At 48.4% G+C, this 13,350-nt stretch carries 25 protein-coding genes and 1 pseudogene; all 26 read right to left on the reverse strand.

Annotation, left to right across the window (positions count from 1 at the left end; genetic code table 11):
* Positions 1 to 5 precede the first annotated feature (5 nt).
* The 26 genes and pseudogenes from JCM23214_RS16440 to rpsJ all read right to left on the reverse strand — a co-directional run bounded on the left by JCM23214_RS16440 (position 6) and on the right by rpsJ (position 13,291).
* A complete protein-coding gene (locus JCM23214_RS16440; RefSeq protein ID WP_025899891.1) occupies positions 6 to 1,016 on the reverse strand; it encodes a DNA-directed RNA polymerase subunit alpha in 1,011 nt (336 codons plus the stop codon).
* 94 nt (positions 1,017 to 1,110) lie between these two features.
* Positions 1,111 to 1,500, reverse strand: a complete 390-nt coding sequence (rpsK, locus tag JCM23214_RS16445) for a 30S ribosomal protein S11 (protein WP_025899892.1) — start codon at positions 1,498 to 1,500, stop codon at positions 1,111 to 1,113.
* A gap of 1 nt (position 1,501) precedes the next feature.
* Positions 1,502 to 1,870, reverse strand: coding sequence for a 30S ribosomal protein S13 (rpsM, locus tag JCM23214_RS16450; protein WP_025899893.1), 369 nt, complete (start codon positions 1,868 to 1,870; stop codon positions 1,502 to 1,504).
* A gap of 109 nt (positions 1,871 to 1,979) precedes the next feature.
* Complete coding sequence (locus JCM23214_RS16455) at positions 1,980 to 2,624, reverse strand: adenylate kinase (RefSeq protein ID WP_025899894.1); 645 nt, start codon at positions 2,622 to 2,624, stop codon at positions 1,980 to 1,982.
* The gene (gene secY, locus JCM23214_RS16460) at positions 2,621 to 3,967 is read right to left on the reverse strand and encodes a preprotein translocase subunit SecY (RefSeq protein ID WP_025899895.1); all 1,347 of its coding nucleotides are present in this window, start codon (positions 3,965 to 3,967) and stop codon (positions 2,621 to 2,623) included. The genes JCM23214_RS16455 and secY overlap by 4 nt, the downstream gene beginning before the upstream one ends.
* Before the next feature lie 56 nt (positions 3,968 to 4,023).
* Complete coding sequence (gene rplO, locus JCM23214_RS16465; RefSeq protein WP_025899896.1) at positions 4,024 to 4,500, reverse strand: 50S ribosomal protein L15; 477 nt, start codon at positions 4,498 to 4,500, stop codon at positions 4,024 to 4,026.
* 29 nt (positions 4,501 to 4,529) lie between these two features.
* Positions 4,530 to 4,721: a 50S ribosomal protein L30 gene (gene rpmD / locus JCM23214_RS16470; RefSeq protein WP_025899897.1), complete on the reverse strand. Its 192-nt coding sequence runs from the start codon at positions 4,719 to 4,721 to the stop codon at positions 4,530 to 4,532.
* Between the two features lie 2 nt (positions 4,722 to 4,723).
* Positions 4,724 to 5,257 carry a 30S ribosomal protein S5 gene (rpsE, locus tag JCM23214_RS16475; RefSeq protein WP_037493814.1) on the reverse strand — a complete coding sequence of 178 codons (534 nt, stop codon included), beginning with the start codon at positions 5,255 to 5,257 and terminating at the stop codon, positions 4,724 to 4,726.
* 11 nt (positions 5,258 to 5,268) lie between these two features.
* Entirely contained in the window at positions 5,269 to 5,631 is a 363-nt protein-coding gene (rplR, locus tag JCM23214_RS16480) for a 50S ribosomal protein L18 (RefSeq protein WP_025899899.1), read from the reverse strand.
* A gap of 9 nt (positions 5,632 to 5,640) precedes the next feature.
* A pseudogene (rplF, locus tag JCM23214_RS26845) lies at positions 5,641 to 6,173 on the reverse strand (50S ribosomal protein L6).
* Positions 6,174 to 6,182: 9 nt separating this feature from the next.
* Positions 6,183 to 6,581, reverse strand: a complete 399-nt coding sequence (gene rpsH, locus JCM23214_RS16490) for a 30S ribosomal protein S8 (RefSeq protein ID WP_025899901.1) — start codon at positions 6,579 to 6,581, stop codon at positions 6,183 to 6,185.
* A 12-nt stretch (positions 6,582 to 6,593) separates the two neighbouring features.
* Complete coding sequence (rpsN, locus tag JCM23214_RS16495) at positions 6,594 to 6,899, reverse strand: 30S ribosomal protein S14 (protein ID WP_025899902.1); 306 nt, start codon at positions 6,897 to 6,899, stop codon at positions 6,594 to 6,596.
* An 18-nt stretch (positions 6,900 to 6,917) separates the two neighbouring features.
* Positions 6,918 to 7,445 carry a 50S ribosomal protein L5 gene (gene rplE / locus JCM23214_RS16500; RefSeq protein ID WP_037493818.1) on the reverse strand — a complete coding sequence of 176 codons (528 nt, stop codon included), beginning with the start codon at positions 7,443 to 7,445 and terminating at the stop codon, positions 6,918 to 6,920.
* A 31-nt stretch (positions 7,446 to 7,476) separates the two neighbouring features.
* Positions 7,477 to 7,800 carry a 50S ribosomal protein L24 gene (rplX, locus tag JCM23214_RS16505; protein WP_025899904.1) on the reverse strand — a complete coding sequence of 108 codons (324 nt, stop codon included), beginning with the start codon at positions 7,798 to 7,800 and terminating at the stop codon, positions 7,477 to 7,479.
* Complete coding sequence (gene rplN / locus JCM23214_RS16510; protein ID WP_025899905.1) at positions 7,800 to 8,168, reverse strand: 50S ribosomal protein L14; 369 nt, start codon at positions 8,166 to 8,168, stop codon at positions 7,800 to 7,802. The genes rplX and rplN overlap by 1 nt, the downstream gene beginning before the upstream one ends.
* 36 nt (positions 8,169 to 8,204) lie before the next feature.
* The gene (gene rpsQ, locus JCM23214_RS16515) at positions 8,205 to 8,441 is read right to left on the reverse strand and encodes a 30S ribosomal protein S17 (RefSeq protein ID WP_025899906.1); all 237 of its coding nucleotides are present in this window, start codon (positions 8,439 to 8,441) and stop codon (positions 8,205 to 8,207) included.
* Between the two features lie 11 nt (positions 8,442 to 8,452).
* The gene (gene rpmC / locus JCM23214_RS16520; RefSeq protein ID WP_025899907.1) at positions 8,453 to 8,644 is read right to left on the reverse strand and encodes a 50S ribosomal protein L29; all 192 of its coding nucleotides are present in this window, start codon (positions 8,642 to 8,644) and stop codon (positions 8,453 to 8,455) included.
* A gap of 2 nt (positions 8,645 to 8,646) precedes the next feature.
* On the reverse strand, positions 8,647 to 9,066 hold the full coding sequence (gene rplP / locus JCM23214_RS16525; RefSeq protein ID WP_025899908.1) for a 50S ribosomal protein L16: 420 nt from the start codon (positions 9,064 to 9,066) through the stop codon (positions 8,647 to 8,649).
* Between the two features lie 17 nt (positions 9,067 to 9,083).
* A complete protein-coding gene (rpsC, locus tag JCM23214_RS16530) occupies positions 9,084 to 9,797 on the reverse strand; it encodes a 30S ribosomal protein S3 (protein WP_025899909.1) in 714 nt (237 codons plus the stop codon).
* Positions 9,797 to 10,177 carry a 50S ribosomal protein L22 gene (gene rplV, locus JCM23214_RS16535; RefSeq protein WP_025899910.1) on the reverse strand — a complete coding sequence of 127 codons (381 nt, stop codon included), beginning with the start codon at positions 10,175 to 10,177 and terminating at the stop codon, positions 9,797 to 9,799. The genes rpsC and rplV overlap by 1 nt, the downstream gene beginning before the upstream one ends.
* Before the next feature lie 2 nt (positions 10,178 to 10,179).
* A complete protein-coding gene (rpsS, locus tag JCM23214_RS16540) occupies positions 10,180 to 10,458 on the reverse strand; it encodes a 30S ribosomal protein S19 (RefSeq protein ID WP_025899911.1) in 279 nt (92 codons plus the stop codon).
* A 10-nt stretch (positions 10,459 to 10,468) separates the two neighbouring features.
* Entirely contained in the window at positions 10,469 to 11,305 is an 837-nt protein-coding gene (gene rplB / locus JCM23214_RS16545; RefSeq protein WP_025899912.1) for a 50S ribosomal protein L2, read from the reverse strand.
* A 2-nt stretch (positions 11,306 to 11,307) separates the two neighbouring features.
* Complete coding sequence (locus JCM23214_RS16550) at positions 11,308 to 11,601, reverse strand: 50S ribosomal protein L23 (RefSeq protein ID WP_025899913.1); 294 nt, start codon at positions 11,599 to 11,601, stop codon at positions 11,308 to 11,310.
* On the reverse strand, positions 11,598 to 12,218 hold the full coding sequence (gene rplD, locus JCM23214_RS16555; protein WP_025899914.1) for a 50S ribosomal protein L4: 621 nt from the start codon (positions 12,216 to 12,218) through the stop codon (positions 11,598 to 11,600). Before rplD ends, JCM23214_RS16550 begins: the two co-directional genes overlap by 4 nt.
* Before the next feature lie 14 nt (positions 12,219 to 12,232).
* Positions 12,233 to 12,970 carry a 50S ribosomal protein L3 gene (gene rplC / locus JCM23214_RS16560; RefSeq protein ID WP_025899915.1) on the reverse strand — a complete coding sequence of 246 codons (738 nt, stop codon included), beginning with the start codon at positions 12,968 to 12,970 and terminating at the stop codon, positions 12,233 to 12,235.
* A gap of 6 nt (positions 12,971 to 12,976) precedes the next feature.
* Entirely contained in the window at positions 12,977 to 13,291 is a 315-nt protein-coding gene (gene rpsJ / locus JCM23214_RS16565) for a 30S ribosomal protein S10 (RefSeq protein ID WP_025899916.1), read from the reverse strand.
* Positions 13,292 to 13,350 lie beyond the last annotated feature (59 nt).

Consider the following 13,350-nt stretch of genomic DNA (forward strand, 5'->3'; position numbering starts at 1 on the left):
TAGTCTTAATCTTCAGAATACTTCCGAGCCAACTCGTCAATATTTTCAGGTGGCCAGTTCGGTACTTCCATTCCAAGGTGCAGGCCCATACCTGCCAAAACTTCTTTAATCTCGTTCAAAGACTTACGACCAAAGTTCGGTGTACGAAGCATTTCTGCCTCTGTCTTCTGAATGAGATCGCCGATGTAAACGATATTGTCGTTTTTCAGGCAGTTTGTAGAACGAACTGTTAGCTCCAGCTCTTCGACCTTACGAAGCAGGTTCGGATTCATTTCCGGTTCCTGATCTTCTTCCTTAACGACAACTTCTTCCGGTTCATCGAAATTGATGAACAACTGCAACTGTTCCTGCAAGATACGGGCGGCAAATGCCACAGCATCTTCTGGAGTAACAGTTCCGTTTGTAGCGACTTTCAGGGTCAGCTTGTCATAATTCAGGTTTTGCCCTTCGCGAGCAGTATCAACCTTGTAAGACACTTTCGTCACAGGACTGTACAGGCTATCCATTGGGATAAGGCCGATCGGCGCATCCTCAGGCCGGTTCTGTGAACCCGGTACATAACCTTTACCTGTATTGATCGTCATTTCCATATTGATAGTGGCGCCGTCATCAAGATGCATAATCACCTGATCAGGGTCCATAATTTCAATATCAGCTCCTGTGTCAATCATCCCTGCCGTTACTGCACAAGGCCCTGAGGCACGTAGTGACACACGTTTTGGACCTTCGACATGGCTACGAATAGCAAGCTTTTTCAGGTTCAGGACAATATCTGTCACATCTTCGCGAACTCCCGCAATAGACGAAAATTCATGAAGAACGTTATCGATCTGAATGGACGTAATAGCCGCCCCTTGCAGACTTGACAGCAGTATACGACGCAAGGCGTTACCAAGTGTCAGTCCAAAGCCTCTCTCGAGGGGCTCTACAACAACAGTCGCTTCACGTCCTGTCTGCTCCCCCGGTACTACCGAAAGGTTTGCCTGGATCAGGTCTTTCCAGTTCTGTGCAATCACGGTGTTGACCTCATAGCTAAGCAGACCCACTCTGGGTCTGCGAAATCTCAAAATAAGTCAGTGCAGGACGACCCTGCACCGTACTACTTGCCCTTTAAACGCGACGCCGTTTAGGTGGACGGCATCCGTTGTGTGGGATTGGAGATACGTCACGAATGGAAGTGATTGTAAAGCCAACGGCCTGAAGAGCCCGCAACGCTGATTCGCGCCCTGACCCTGGTCCTTTAACTTCTACTTCCAGAGTTTTCATTCCGTGTTCCTGTGCTTTTTTACCAGCATCTTCAGCGGCAATCTGCGCAGCAAACGGAGTTGATTTACGTGATCCTTTAAAACCTTGAGATCCTGCAGATGACCAGGCAATTGCATTGCCCTGAGCGTCTGTGATCATGATCTTGGTATTGTTAAAGGTGGCGCTAACATGAGCAACACCGGAAGTGATGTTCTTACGTTCGCGGCGCCGAATACGAGTTTTATCACGTGCCATGTTACTTCTTCTTTCCAGCTATTGGCTTGGCCGGACCTTTACGGGTACGGGCATTAGTATGTGTACGCTGTCCGCGGACTGGAAGACCACGGCGATGGCGCAGGCCGCGATAGCAACCCAGGTCCATCAGACGCTTAATGTTCATTGCTGTCTCACGACGAAGATCGCCTTCAACAGTATGTTCCGCGTCAATCACTTCGCGAATACGCACGACTTCTGCGTCACTCAGCGCATTCACACGCATTTCATCTGCAAGACCGACTTTGTCGCAGATTTCTTTAGCCTTGGCAGGACCAATGCCATGAATATAAGTCAGTGCAATCTGCACCCGCTTATTCGTCGGGATATTTACACCAGCAATACGAGCCACGCTAGTTTCTCCTCATCACCAAAATCAGGTCATCTCGACCCGTTGAATCACGCGCTTCCGGGAAGCGCGCGATTATATAAATTTGTCCTTAGTAGTCAACACCTAGATATTAATTAAGCAAAGCTTCTATCTGTCGTGTGACTTCGTCTATTTCGGCCATTCCGTCAACTTGTTTCAGAATGCCCTTACCCCTGTAATAGGGTAGCAAAGGTGCGGTCTGATTGTGATAAGCCTGTAAACGAGACTTTACGGTCTCTGCAGTATCATCACTACGGCGTGTAAACTCGGTACCACCGCATTTATCACACACACCTTCTTTAGCTGGTTTCAGGAAACTATCATGATAGCCAGCTCCACAGTTAGCGCATGTATAACGGCCAGTGACACGTTCTACAAGCACTTCATCGTCAGTTTTCATCTCTATTACGGCATCCAGTGACAGATTTTTTTCTGTCAACATCGAATCAAGAGCTTCGGCCTGAGCCTCAGTTCTTGGGAACCCGTCAAGAATTGCACCATTTTTGCAATCTGACTGGTCCAACCGCGCGGAGATAATCCCCGTCATTATATCATCTGAAACCAATTCTCCGCGATCCATCACGGATTTAGCTTTCAGACCGATTTCAGTTCCCTCTGCAACAGCGGCACGTAACATGTCGCCTGTTGAGAGTTGAACAAGTCCGTGTTTATCCTGCAACCGCTGAGCCTGGGTACCTTTACCCGCTCCCGGTGCCCCCAGCAGAATTAAAATCATTTACGCCGCCCCCCAAGGTTCGATTTCTTGATAAGCCCTTCATACTGGTGAGCCAGCAGATGACTTTGGATCTGTGCTACAGTATCCATCGTAACCGACACAACAATCAAGAGGGATGTTCCACCGAAATAAAACGGTACGGCCCATTGTGAAATAAGCAACTCAGGAAGAATACAAACAAGCGATAGATAAGCTGCGCCAACAACCGTTAATCTTGTCAGTACAAAATCAAGATACTCGGACGTCCGTTTACCAGGGCGAATGCCAGGGACAAAGCCACCATTTTTCTTCAGGTTGTCTGCAGTGTCATCTGGGTTGAACACTACTGCTGTATAGAAAAAGCAGAAGAACACGATACCAACTACATAAAGCAGCATGTAAAGTGGAGTTCCGTGACCTACAAGCGTTGTCACCGATGTTAGCCATTCGGGTCCGGATCCTGCTGAGAAACCAGCAACAGTCGCAGGCATCAGAAGCAGAGAAGATGCAAAGATAGGAGGAATAACGCCGGCCGTATTCAGTTTAAGTGGCAGATGTGAATTCTGCCCACCATAGGTTTTATTACCCCTCTGGCGTTTTGGGTACTGAACAAGAATTCTGCGTTGTGCGCGTTCCATAAATACGATGAATGCGATAACAGCAACTGACAAGACCAACAGCAACAGGATAATGCTTGTTGCAATTGCGCCTGTTCGGCCCAGCTCCAATGTTCCCACCAATGCACTGGGGAGCGCAGCAACAATACCGGAGAAAATAATCAAAGAAATTCCGTTACCTACACCACGTGCAGTGATCTGTTCGCCTAGCCACATCAGGAACACGGTTCCGCCGACCAGTGTCATAACAGTAGTTGCACGGAAAAACCAACCTGGTTCAGCAACCGCAGACTGTCCCGTTGACAAAGACATTCCTTCCAAGCCAACAGCAATTCCGTACCCTTGTAGAGCGGCCAACAGCACCGTTCCATAACGCGTGTACTGGTTAATTTTCTTGCGGCCCTGCTCACCCTCTTTCTTCAATTGCCCCATCTGCGGTGAAATTGAAGTCATCAACTGCATGATAATCGATGCAGAGATATAAGGCATGATGTTCAAGGCAAAGATGGTCATACGACCGAGTGCACCACCAGCGAACACATCAAACATACCCAGAACACCACCGGAATTCTGAGCAAAAACATCAGCCAGAACTGTTGGATCTACACCTGGAATAGGAATGTAGGTACCAATTCTGTAAACAATGAGCGCAAATAGCGTAAACCACAAACGTTTCTTCAGCTCAGTCGCTTTGGAGAAGGCCCCAAAGTTCATGTTAGAAGCCATTTGTTCTGCTGCAGACGCCATGTAGTGTTACTCCAGTTTAAAAGGGCAGCTTTAAGCTGCCCCTACGCATTCTTAACTTACGCTTCAGATTTTTCACTGTTCAGAAGGGTGACAGATCCGCCAGCCTTCTCAACCGCTTCGATTGCACCTTTTGATGCGCCGCTGACTTCAAAAGAAACTTTAGTCTTCAATTCACCTTTTGCAAGGAGACGAACACCGTCCACAACCTTACCAACAACACCAGCTTCCTGGAGTTTGGCAATAGTTACTGTTTCTTTTGCGTCGAGCTTACCTGCGTCAATAGCAGCCTGTACACGACCGAGGTTCGCTACCGCATATTCTTTGCGGAAAACATTGGTAAAACCACGTTTTGGCAACCGGCGGTGGATAGGCATCTGACCGCCTTCAAAACCCTTAATGGCTACACCTGAACGTGATTTCTGACCCTTTTGACCGGCACCGGAGGTTTTACCCTTACCAGAACCAATACCACGGCCAACACGCTTGCGGTTCTTTGTAGAACCTGGGTTATCAGACAATTGATTCAATAGCATTTTAAAATTCCTTATCCAACAGGTCGCCCTTAGGCTTCCTTGACCTGCACGAGGTGCTGAACTTTTCGGATCATACCCCGAATGGAAGGTGTATCTTCAACTTCGACAGTACGGTGCATTTTGTTAAGCCCCAAACCGACGAGAGTTGCGCGCTGAGACTTGTGGCGGCCAATTGGGCTACCAGTCTGTGTCACAGTAATCGTTTGCTTAGCCTTTGCCATTATCAGCCTCCTGCATTTTCGCCGCGGCGACCAACAATTTCGGAAACTTTCTTGCCGCGCTTGGCCGCAACCTGACGAGGTGAATTCATGTTTTCAAGCGCATCAAATGTCGCTTTCACCATGTTATATGGGTTGGAAGTTCCAACCGATTTAGTCACAACGTCATGAACACCAAGAGCTTCAAAGACAGCACGCATCGGACCACCGGCGATAATACCAGTACCCGGAGGTGCTGACCGCAGCACCACACGACCTGCGCCAAAATGGCCCTTCACGTCGTGATGCAGAGTCCTTGCTTCACGTAGTGGCACACGGATCATTTCACGTTTTGCAGCTTCAGTCGCCTTACGAATGGCTTCCGGAACCTCACGCGCTTTACCATGGCCATAACCAACGCGACCGTTCTGGTCACCGGCAACTACCAGTGCGGCAAAACCGAAGCGACGACCACCTTTTACAACTTTCGCCACACGGTTGATGTGGACAAGTTTCTCGACGAATTCTGATTCGCCCTTTTCTGCTTGATCTGGTCTCATTTCATATACCTTTAGAAGGACAGCCCGCCTTCACGGGCGGCCTCGGCGAGGGCTTTGACCCGGCCGTGATATTTAAAGGCGCCACGATCAAAAGCAACAGCAGTTACGCCAGCTTTAGTCGCGCGTTCAGCGATAAGTTTGCCTACAGCAGCTGCGGCATCCTTGTTTCCACCTGATTTCAGTTTATCGCGCAGGTCCTTATCGAGAGTGGAAGCAGCAGCAAGTGTCTTGCCCTGTACATCATCGATAACTTGCACATAAATCTGTTTATTAGTCCGGTGAACGGATAAACGAGGACGTCCACCGCCGACTTTTCTGAGCTGCGCGCGATTTCTGCGACGACGACGCTCAAACAATTCATTTGAATTTGCCATGGTCCTATCCTATTTCTTCTTACCTTCTTTGCGGAAGATAAACTCGTCAGCATACTTGACACCTTTACCTTTATAAGGCTCAGGCTTGCGGTAAGAACGAATTTCAGCAGCAACCTGCCCAACCCGCTGTTTATCTGCACCAGAAATTTCAACAGCAGTTGGTGACGGGCACTTGATTTCAATTCCGTCCGGAATGTCATAGTTGATGTCGTGGCTAAAGCTAGGTTCAGGTTCAATGTCTTACCCTGAACTGCGGCACGGTAACCAACACCAACAATTTCCAGTTTTTTCGTGAAACCAGTGCTTACACCTTCAACAAGGTTACTAAGCAAAGTGCGCTGCATACCCCACATCTGTTGAGCACGCTTGCTGTCGTTGGCTGGCTTGACCCAAACCTGGTCGCCATCCTGTTCGACAGTCACGTCATCTACAAATGTCATGCTCAAAACGCCTTTGGCGCCTTTCGCTGTTACGTTTTTGTCACTGAACTGCAGATCTACGCCTGAAGGAACAGAAACTGGATGTTTACCAATTCTAGACATTGTTCCTCCTTAGTAGACAGTGCACAGCACTTCGCCGCCAACATTGGCTTCGCGTGCTTCGTTATCAGACAAAACACCCTTCGGTGTAGACAAAATAGAAATACCAAGGCCGTTACGAACAGGTGTCAATTCCTTGACGCCAGTGTATACGCGGCGACCAGGCTTGGACACGCGATCAACTTTTTCAATCACGCTCTTGCCTTGATAATATTTCAATTCAATGCTCAGTTCCGGCTTACCTTTTTGCGGCTCAGAAACCTCGTAACCACGAATGAAACCTTCGCGCTTGAGTGTTTCCAGAACGTTTACACGCAATTTGGACGCTGGGCTCTTAACCGAACTTTTGTTCGCTTTCTGACCATTGCGGATACGTGTCAGCATATCGCCGAGAGGATCACTAAAAGACATTTTTAACTCCCCTTACCAGCTTGACTTTACAACGCCCGGAATCTGACCTGCGGACGCCATGTCACGAAGACCAATACGGGAGAGTTTAAATTTGCGGTACACACCACGTGGACGACCTGTCAATTCGCAGCGATTGCGAACGCGAGTCCTAGACGAGTTGCGTGGCAATTCAGCCAACTTAAGGCGAGCCGCGAAGCGTTCGTCCTGAGGCACGTTTTCGTCATTGATGATTGCTTTGAGCGCTGTGCGTTTGGCCGAGTATTTCTCGACGAGACGACGACGCTTCAAATCTCTCTCAACGGCACTTTTCTTAGCCATTTCCAATTTCTCCTTGGATCAATTGATCTTGAACGGCATGTTGAAACCTTTCAGAAGCTCACGAGCTTCTTCATCGGTATCAGCAGTCGTACAGATCACGATATCCATACCCCGTACATCATCTACATCATCATAGTCGATTTCAGGGAACACGATTTGCTCTTTCAGACCCATGGCATAGTTGCCACGTCCGTCAAAGCTTTTTGCTGACACACCACGGAAGTCACGAACGCGCGGCAAAGCAATGTTTACCAAACGATCTAAAAATTCGTACATTCTATCCTTCCGAAGTGTAACCTTCGCACCAATCGGCATACCTTCACGCAATTTGAAAGTCGCGATGGATTTTTTTGCAGTTGTTGTAACGGGATGCTGGCCAGTAATTTTGGCAAGCTCGTTTACAACGGATTTGATTTTTTTGGAATCACCAACTGCTTCACCACAGCCAACATTGACAACGATCTTTTCCAATTTCGGAATCATCATGTCGTTAGCATAGTTGAATTTTTCTTTGAGCTGCTTGCGCAACTCATCGTTATATAATATTTTAAGTCTAGCGCTGCCATCTTACTATCCTTTAAAGGTCAATAACTTCGCCAGAACGTTTGGCAAAACGAACCTTGCGACCATCTTCCAACGTCTTAAAGCCAACACGAGTTGCCTTACCGTCTTTTGGATCGATAAGTGCAATATTTGACAGGTGGATTGAAGCTTCCTTGGAAACAATACCACCTTGTTCAGTTTGGCTCTGACGAGTGTGACGCTTGACCATGTTTACACCAGACACAGTTGCTCTGCGATCTGCACGATTAACGCTCAGTACTTCGCCGCTTTTACCTTTGTCTTTACCGGTGAGGACAATTACCTTGTCGCCTTTTTTCACAGAGAATTTTTCAGCCATTAGAGCACCTCCGGAGCCAAAGAAACAATTTTCATCATGTTTTTAGCGCGCAGTTCACGAGTAACAGGGCCAAAAATACGAGTTCCGATAGGCTCGCCGGAGTTGTTGATCAAAACAGCAGCATTTGTATCAAAACGAATAGCTGTTCCATCAGGGCGGCGAATTTCTTTCTTTGTGCGCACGATGACGGCACGCTGCACGTCACCTTTTTTCACGCGGCCACGCGGAATAGCTTCTTTTACAGATACAACAATTGTATCTCCTACAGACGCTGTTTTCCGTTTGGATCCGCCCAAAACTTTAATGCACTGCACCCGTCTCGCGCCGGAGTTATCGGCGACATCCAGGTTGGTTTGCATTTGAATCATAGTCTTTACCTTCGTCTAATTATGACATGCCCTAACTTAGGCGTTGTCGTAAAGAACTTCCCAACGTTTCAGTTTAGAAATCGGACGACATTCCTGAATGCGGACGACATCACCGGCTTTAAACTGATTCTTCTCATCATGGGCGTGGTACTTCTTTGACCGGCCAATGTATTTTTTGTAGAGCGGGTGCATCACCTGACGCTCTACATTGACTACGACCGTCTGGTCGTTCTTGTCACTAACTACTGTCCCTTGCAGGATACGTTTCGGCATAGTTGTTTCTCCTACGACGCCAGTTTCGCTGACATCACCGTCTTAATTCGGGCAATGTCACGACGGACTTGACGTTCACGAGCCGTATTTTCCAGTTGGCCGCTGGCTTTCTGGAAACGAAGATTAAACTGCTCTTTTTTCAAAGCAATCAGCTCTGTCTTCAATTCTTCTGGGTTTTTACCCACCAAATCTTGTGCCTTCATGATCAACCCCCTTCGCCGAGACGGGTGACAAACTTAGTTTTCACTGGCAACTTAGCAGCGCCACGCTCAAACGCTTCACGGGCCAGATCCGCTGGAACACCGTCAAGTTCGAACATGATTTTGCCCGGCTGAATACGCACCATCCAGTATTCCGGAGAACCCTTACCTTTACCCATACGGACTTCAGTAGGCTTCTTGGATACAGGAATGTCTGGGAAGACACGAATCCAAACGCGGCCAGCACGTTTAATATGACGAGTAATTGCACGACGAGTTGCCTCGATCTGACGTGCAGTTACACGACCCGGCTCAACAGCCTTAAGACCATAAGCACCGAAGTTCAGGGTTGTACCCGAAGTTGCGACGCCCTTCAAGCGTCCTTTGTGCGCTTTGCGAAATTTTGTACGCTTCGGCTGAAGCATGATATCACCTCTTTACCTTAGCCCCGACGACCACCAGGACGTCCACCACCAGGACGACCGCTAGCTTGCAGTTTTTCCTGTGCTTTTTCCTGGCCCATTGGGTCATGTTTCATAATGTCGCCCTTATAGATCCACACTTTAATACCGATGATACCGTATGTGGTCAAAGAACTTGCTGTTCCATAATCTATATTTGCGCGCAAAGTCTGGAGAGGAACGCGGCCTTCGCGATACCATTCCGTACGAGCAATTTCAGCACCGCCCAAACGACCGGCGCAATTGATGCGGATACCCTGTGCACCAAGACGCAGTGCAGAGTCAACTGCGCGCTTCATGGCGCGGCGATATGCCACACGTCGTGCCAGTTGCTGGCCAATGTTCTCAGCAACCAATTTTGCTTCGATTTCCGGTTTACGAATTTCAACAATGCTGATGTTGACTTCCGCCTTGGTCAGTTTGGCAACTTCATTTTTGAGGTTACCAATATCCTGACCTTTTTTACCAATGATGATGCCTGGACGCGCAGAGTGAATGGTCACATGGCATTTGTTTGCCGGACGCTCGATCACGATCTTGCTGACAGCAGCCTGTGTCAGCTTTTTTTCCAGGAATTTACGAATACGCACATCTTCATGCAACAAATCCGCAAAGTTGTCACCAGCGTACCAACGGGAATCCCAAGTACGATTGATGCCAACACGCATGCCTACCGGATTAACTTTCTGACCCATTATGCCTGCTCCTCGCGTTCACGAACAACAATCGTGATGTTGCTGAATGGTTTCAAAATACCGCTTGCACGGCCACGGCCACGCGGACGCATACGCTTCATTACCAGCGATTTGCCGACATAAGCTTCTGCAACATAGAGCTGATCAACATCCAACTGGTGGTTATTCTCAGCATTTGCAATAGCTGACTGAAGAACCTTTTTCACGTCACGTGCAATTGCACGCTTGGAGAAAGTCAATTCAGACAATGCAGCTTCCGCAGATTTACCGCGGATGAGGCCTGCCACGAGGTTCAGCTTTTGAGGGCTCACACGCAGGCGATTGCCTTTTGCAAGCGCACTGTGTTCGTCCAGCTGCCTTTCGAGGGACTGCTTACCCATGTTTATTTCCTCCGCGCCTTTTTATCGGCGTCATGGCCATAATATGTACGAGTAGGAGAAAACTCTCCGAATTTATGGCCGACCATATCTTCGTCTACCAGCACAGGTACGAACTTCTGACCGTTATAAACGCCAAAAGTCAATCCTACGAACTGAGGGAGGATGGTTGACCGACGAGACCAAGTCTTGATGACCTGGTTTTTACCGCTTTCACGAGCAGCTTCTGCTTTTTTAAGCAAATAGCCATCGACAAAAGGGCCTTTCCAAATAGAACGTGCCATCTAGCGCTCCTTACTTCTTCCGCTTTTGCGGACGGCGCCGCATGATCATTTTATCTGTAGACTTATTAGAACGTGTCCGTTTGCCCTTGGTCGGCTGACCCCAAGGTGATACCGGATGGCGACCACCTGAAGTACGACCTTCACCACCACCATGTGGATGGTCAATCGGGTTCATGGCAACACCACGAACTGATGGGCGACGCCCAAGCCAACGAGAACGACCAGCTTTCGCCAGTTTAATGTTTTTCTGATCCGGGTTCGATACTGCGCCCACAGTCGCCATGCACTCAGCAGGAACAATACGTTGCTCACCTGAGGCCAGACGAAGCTGAGCATAACCAGCATCCTTACCAATCAATTGTACATATGTACCAGCAGCACGAGCCATCTGGCCACCTTTGCCAGGCTTCATTTCCACATTATGGATAATGGTACCAACCGGCATATTCTTCATCGGCATCGCATTGCCAGGCTTGATATCAGCGTGCTCTGCAGCGATCACTTTATCACCGACTGAAATACGCTGAGGAGCCAGAATGTAGGACAATTCTCCGTCGTCATATTTGATCAAAGCAATAAATGCTGACCGGTTTGGATCATATTCCAAACGCTCAACAGTAGCAGCAACATCAAATTTGCGACGTTTGAAGTCAACAATACGGTAAGTCCGTTTGTGTCCACCACCACGGCGACGTGCTGTAATCCGGCCGTTGTTGTTACGGCCGCCACTTCCTGTCAAACCTTCTGTAAGGCTTTTAACAGGCTTACCTTTGTGCAACTCTGACCGATCAACGAGAATCAGACCACGCTGCGCAGGTGTTGAAGGCTTATAACTTTTAAGCGCCATTATTAAATCCCCGTCGTAACGTCAATGGTCTGGCCTTCGGCCAATGTTACCATTGCTTTCTTGAAGTCAGACCGTTTACCAAGGCGACCGCGGAAACGCTTCACCTTACCGTTTGTGCGGTTGGTGTTGACGTTTGTGACCTTTACGTTGAAGAGTGTTTCAACTGCTTCCTTGATTTCAGGTTTGGTTGCATCCAGTGATACACGGAATGTAACCTGATTGAATTCTGATCCCATTGTGGACTTTTCAGTCACAACTGGTCCCAACAGGATGTCGTAAATACGTTCCTGGTTCATTTCAAACGAGCCTCCAGGCTTTCTACTGCGCTTTTTGTCAGCACCAGCGTGTCGCGACGCAAAATGTCATAAACATTTGCACCGGTTTCAGGCAGCACATCCACATTTGGCAGATTGCGTGTTGACAAAGCAAAGTTTGTATCAGGCTCGCTCGCATCGATAATCAAAGCTGATTTCCAGCCCAATGTATCGAATTTGCCAGCCATCGCTTTGGTTTTTGCTTCAGCAGCTTTGAGTTCATCAACCACGATCAATTTGCCTTCTGCCTGCTTTGTTGACAAAGCAGTTTTCAAAGCAAGTTTACGGACCTTTTTTGGCAACGCATGAGCATGCGAACGAAGTACAGGACCGTGAGCGACACCACCACCACGCTGATGAGGAGCTCTCTTCTGACCTTGACGGGCACGACCTGTACCCTTCTGGTTGAATGGCTTTGCACCTGTGCCGGATACTTCAGAGACGTCTTTAGTCTTGTGTGTACCCGCACGGCGTGCTGCCAGCTGATATTTTACCATTCTTTGGAGCAGATCCGCACGCGGAGCCAGTCCAAAAACCTCGTCAGCAAGCTCAATATCACCTGCTTTTTTGTTATCGAGGTTGATTACTTTAACCTTCATTAGGGCAGTTCCTCTTAATTCTCAGCAGGAGCGTCCGCAGACGGCGCTTCTTCAACAGCCTCTGGAGCCGCAGCAGCAGTAGTCCGAACAGCAGCCGGGAATGGTGCTTCTTCTGGACGGTTCTTTTTCACCGCATCAGACACGAACACCCATCCACCTTTGGAACCAGGGACAGCACCCTTCACCAAAATAAGGCCACGCTCAGCATCGGTAGAGACCACTTTAAGGTTCTGTGTTGTCACGCGAGCAGCACCCATGTGACCGGCCATTTTCTTGCCTTTAAAAACACGACCAGGGTCTTGACACTGACCAGTTGAACCATGCGCACGGTGAGAAACAGAAACACCATGTGAAGCCCGTAGTCCGCCAAAGTTATGACGCTTCATTGGACCGGCGAAACCTTTACCAATGCTTGTTGCCACAACGTCGACATTCTGATTTGGCACAAAGTGATCAGCAGTCAGTTCTGCACCCAGATCAACAAATGCTTCTTCTTCAATACGGAACTCAGCAAGCTTCATTTTTGGCTCAACATTTGCTTTCGCAAAGTGGCCGCGCATTGCTTTTGAGACGTTTTTAACTTTTGCAGAACCAACACCCAGTTGCAGTGCATTGTAACCATGGGTTTCAGTTTTGCGATGAGCGACCACCTGACAGTTATCAACTTCCAGAACGGTCACTGGAACATGTTGTCCGTCTTCAGAGAAAACGCGAGTCATGCCCAGTTTTTTTGCGATCAATCCAGTACGCATCTTAGCTTACCCCAACACACTGATTGCAACGTCGACACCTGATGGCAAGTCCAGTTTCATCAAAGATTCAACTGTCTGCGGTGTAGGCTCGACAATATCCAGAACCCGCGCATGCGTCCGTGTTTCGAACTGTTCACGAGATTTCTTGTTCACATGTGGGCTACGGTTGACCGTTACTTTTGAAATATTGGTCGGCAACGGGATCGGTCCACGAACCTGTGCACCTGTCCGTTTGGCAGTATCCACAATGCTACTTGTCGAATCGTCCAGCACTCGGTGATCAAACGCCTTGAGTTTAATTCGAATATTTTGGTTTTCCATTACTCTGGTCACTCCAGAAAACAGCCGCCTCCCAAAGAGGCGGCCTTATCAAGTTCTTT

The organism is Sneathiella glossodoripedis JCM 23214, assembly GCF_000616095.1.
GTDB classification, from domain to species: Bacteria; Pseudomonadota; Alphaproteobacteria; order Sneathiellales; family Sneathiellaceae; genus Sneathiella; species Sneathiella glossodoripedis.

Bases quoted from the DNA above. Each gene is read 5' to 3' on its own strand.
- rpsH (WP_025899901.1), bottom strand. From the start codon at position 6,581: ATGTCTTTTAGTGATCCTCTCGGCGATATGCTGACACGTATCCGCAAT.
- rpsQ (WP_025899906.1), bottom strand. From the start codon at position 8,441: ATGCCGAAACGTATCCTGCAAGGGACAGTAGTTAGTGACAAGAACGAC.
- rpsE (WP_037493814.1), bottom strand. From the start codon at position 5,257: ATGAGACCAGATCAAGCAGAAAAGGGCGAATCAGAATTCGTCGAGAAA.
- rplB (WP_025899912.1), bottom strand. From the start codon at position 11,305: ATGGCGCTTAAAAGTTATAAGCCTTCAACACCTGCGCAGCGTGGTCTG.
- rpsS (WP_025899911.1), bottom strand. From the start codon at position 10,458: ATGGCACGTTCTATTTGGAAAGGCCCTTTTGTCGATGGCTATTTGCTT.
- JCM23214_RS16455 (WP_025899894.1), bottom strand. From the start codon at position 2,624: ATGATTTTAATTCTGCTGGGGGCACCGGGAGCGGGTAAAGGTACCCAG.
- rpsK (WP_025899892.1), bottom strand. From the start codon at position 1,500: ATGGCACGTGATAAAACTCGTATTCGGCGCCGCGAACGTAAGAACATC.
- rplN (WP_025899905.1), bottom strand. From the start codon at position 8,168: ATGATTCAAATGCAAACCAACCTGGATGTCGCCGATAACTCCGGCGCG.
- rplX (WP_025899904.1), bottom strand. From the start codon at position 7,800: ATGGCTGAAAAATTCTCTGTGAAAAAAGGCGACAAGGTAATTGTCCTC.
- JCM23214_RS16550 (WP_025899913.1), bottom strand. From the start codon at position 11,601: ATGAACCAGGAACGTATTTACGACATCCTGTTGGGACCAGTTGTGACT.
- rpmD (WP_025899897.1), bottom strand. From the start codon at position 4,721: ATGGCAAAGGCTAAGCAAACGATTACTGTGACACAGACTGGTAGCCCA.
- rpsN (WP_025899902.1), bottom strand. From the start codon at position 6,899: ATGGCTAAGAAAAGTGCCGTTGAGAGAGATTTGAAGCGTCGTCGTCTC.
- rplP (WP_025899908.1), bottom strand. From the start codon at position 9,066: ATGCTTCAGCCGAAGCGTACAAAATTTCGCAAAGCGCACAAAGGACGC.
- rplV (WP_025899910.1), bottom strand. From the start codon at position 10,177: ATGGGTAAGCAGTCCCTCGAAAGGCAGCTGGACGAACACAGTGCGCTT.
- rplR (WP_025899899.1), bottom strand. From the start codon at position 5,631: ATGGCAAATTCAAATGAATTGTTTGAGCGTCGTCGTCGCAGAAATCGC.
- rpsJ (WP_025899916.1), bottom strand. From the start codon at position 13,291: ATGGAAAACCAAAATATTCGAATTAAACTCAAGGCGTTTGATCACCGA.
- rpsC (WP_025899909.1), bottom strand. From the start codon at position 9,797: ATGGGTCAGAAAGTTAATCCGGTAGGCATGCGTGTTGGCATCAATCGT.
- rplD (WP_025899914.1), bottom strand. From the start codon at position 12,218: ATGAAGGTTAAAGTAATCAACCTCGATAACAAAAAAGCAGGTGATATT.
- rpmC (WP_025899907.1), bottom strand. From the start codon at position 8,644: ATGAAGGCACAAGATTTGGTGGGTAAAAACCCAGAAGAATTGAAGACA.
- rplO (WP_025899896.1), bottom strand. From the start codon at position 4,500: ATGCTATTGAATCAATTGTCTGATAACCCAGGTTCTACAAAGAACCGC.
- secY (WP_025899895.1), bottom strand. From the start codon at position 3,967: ATGGCGTCTGCAGCAGAACAAATGGCTTCTAACATGAACTTTGGGGCC.
- rplC (WP_025899915.1), bottom strand. From the start codon at position 12,970: ATGCGTACTGGATTGATCGCAAAAAAACTGGGCATGACTCGCGTTTTC.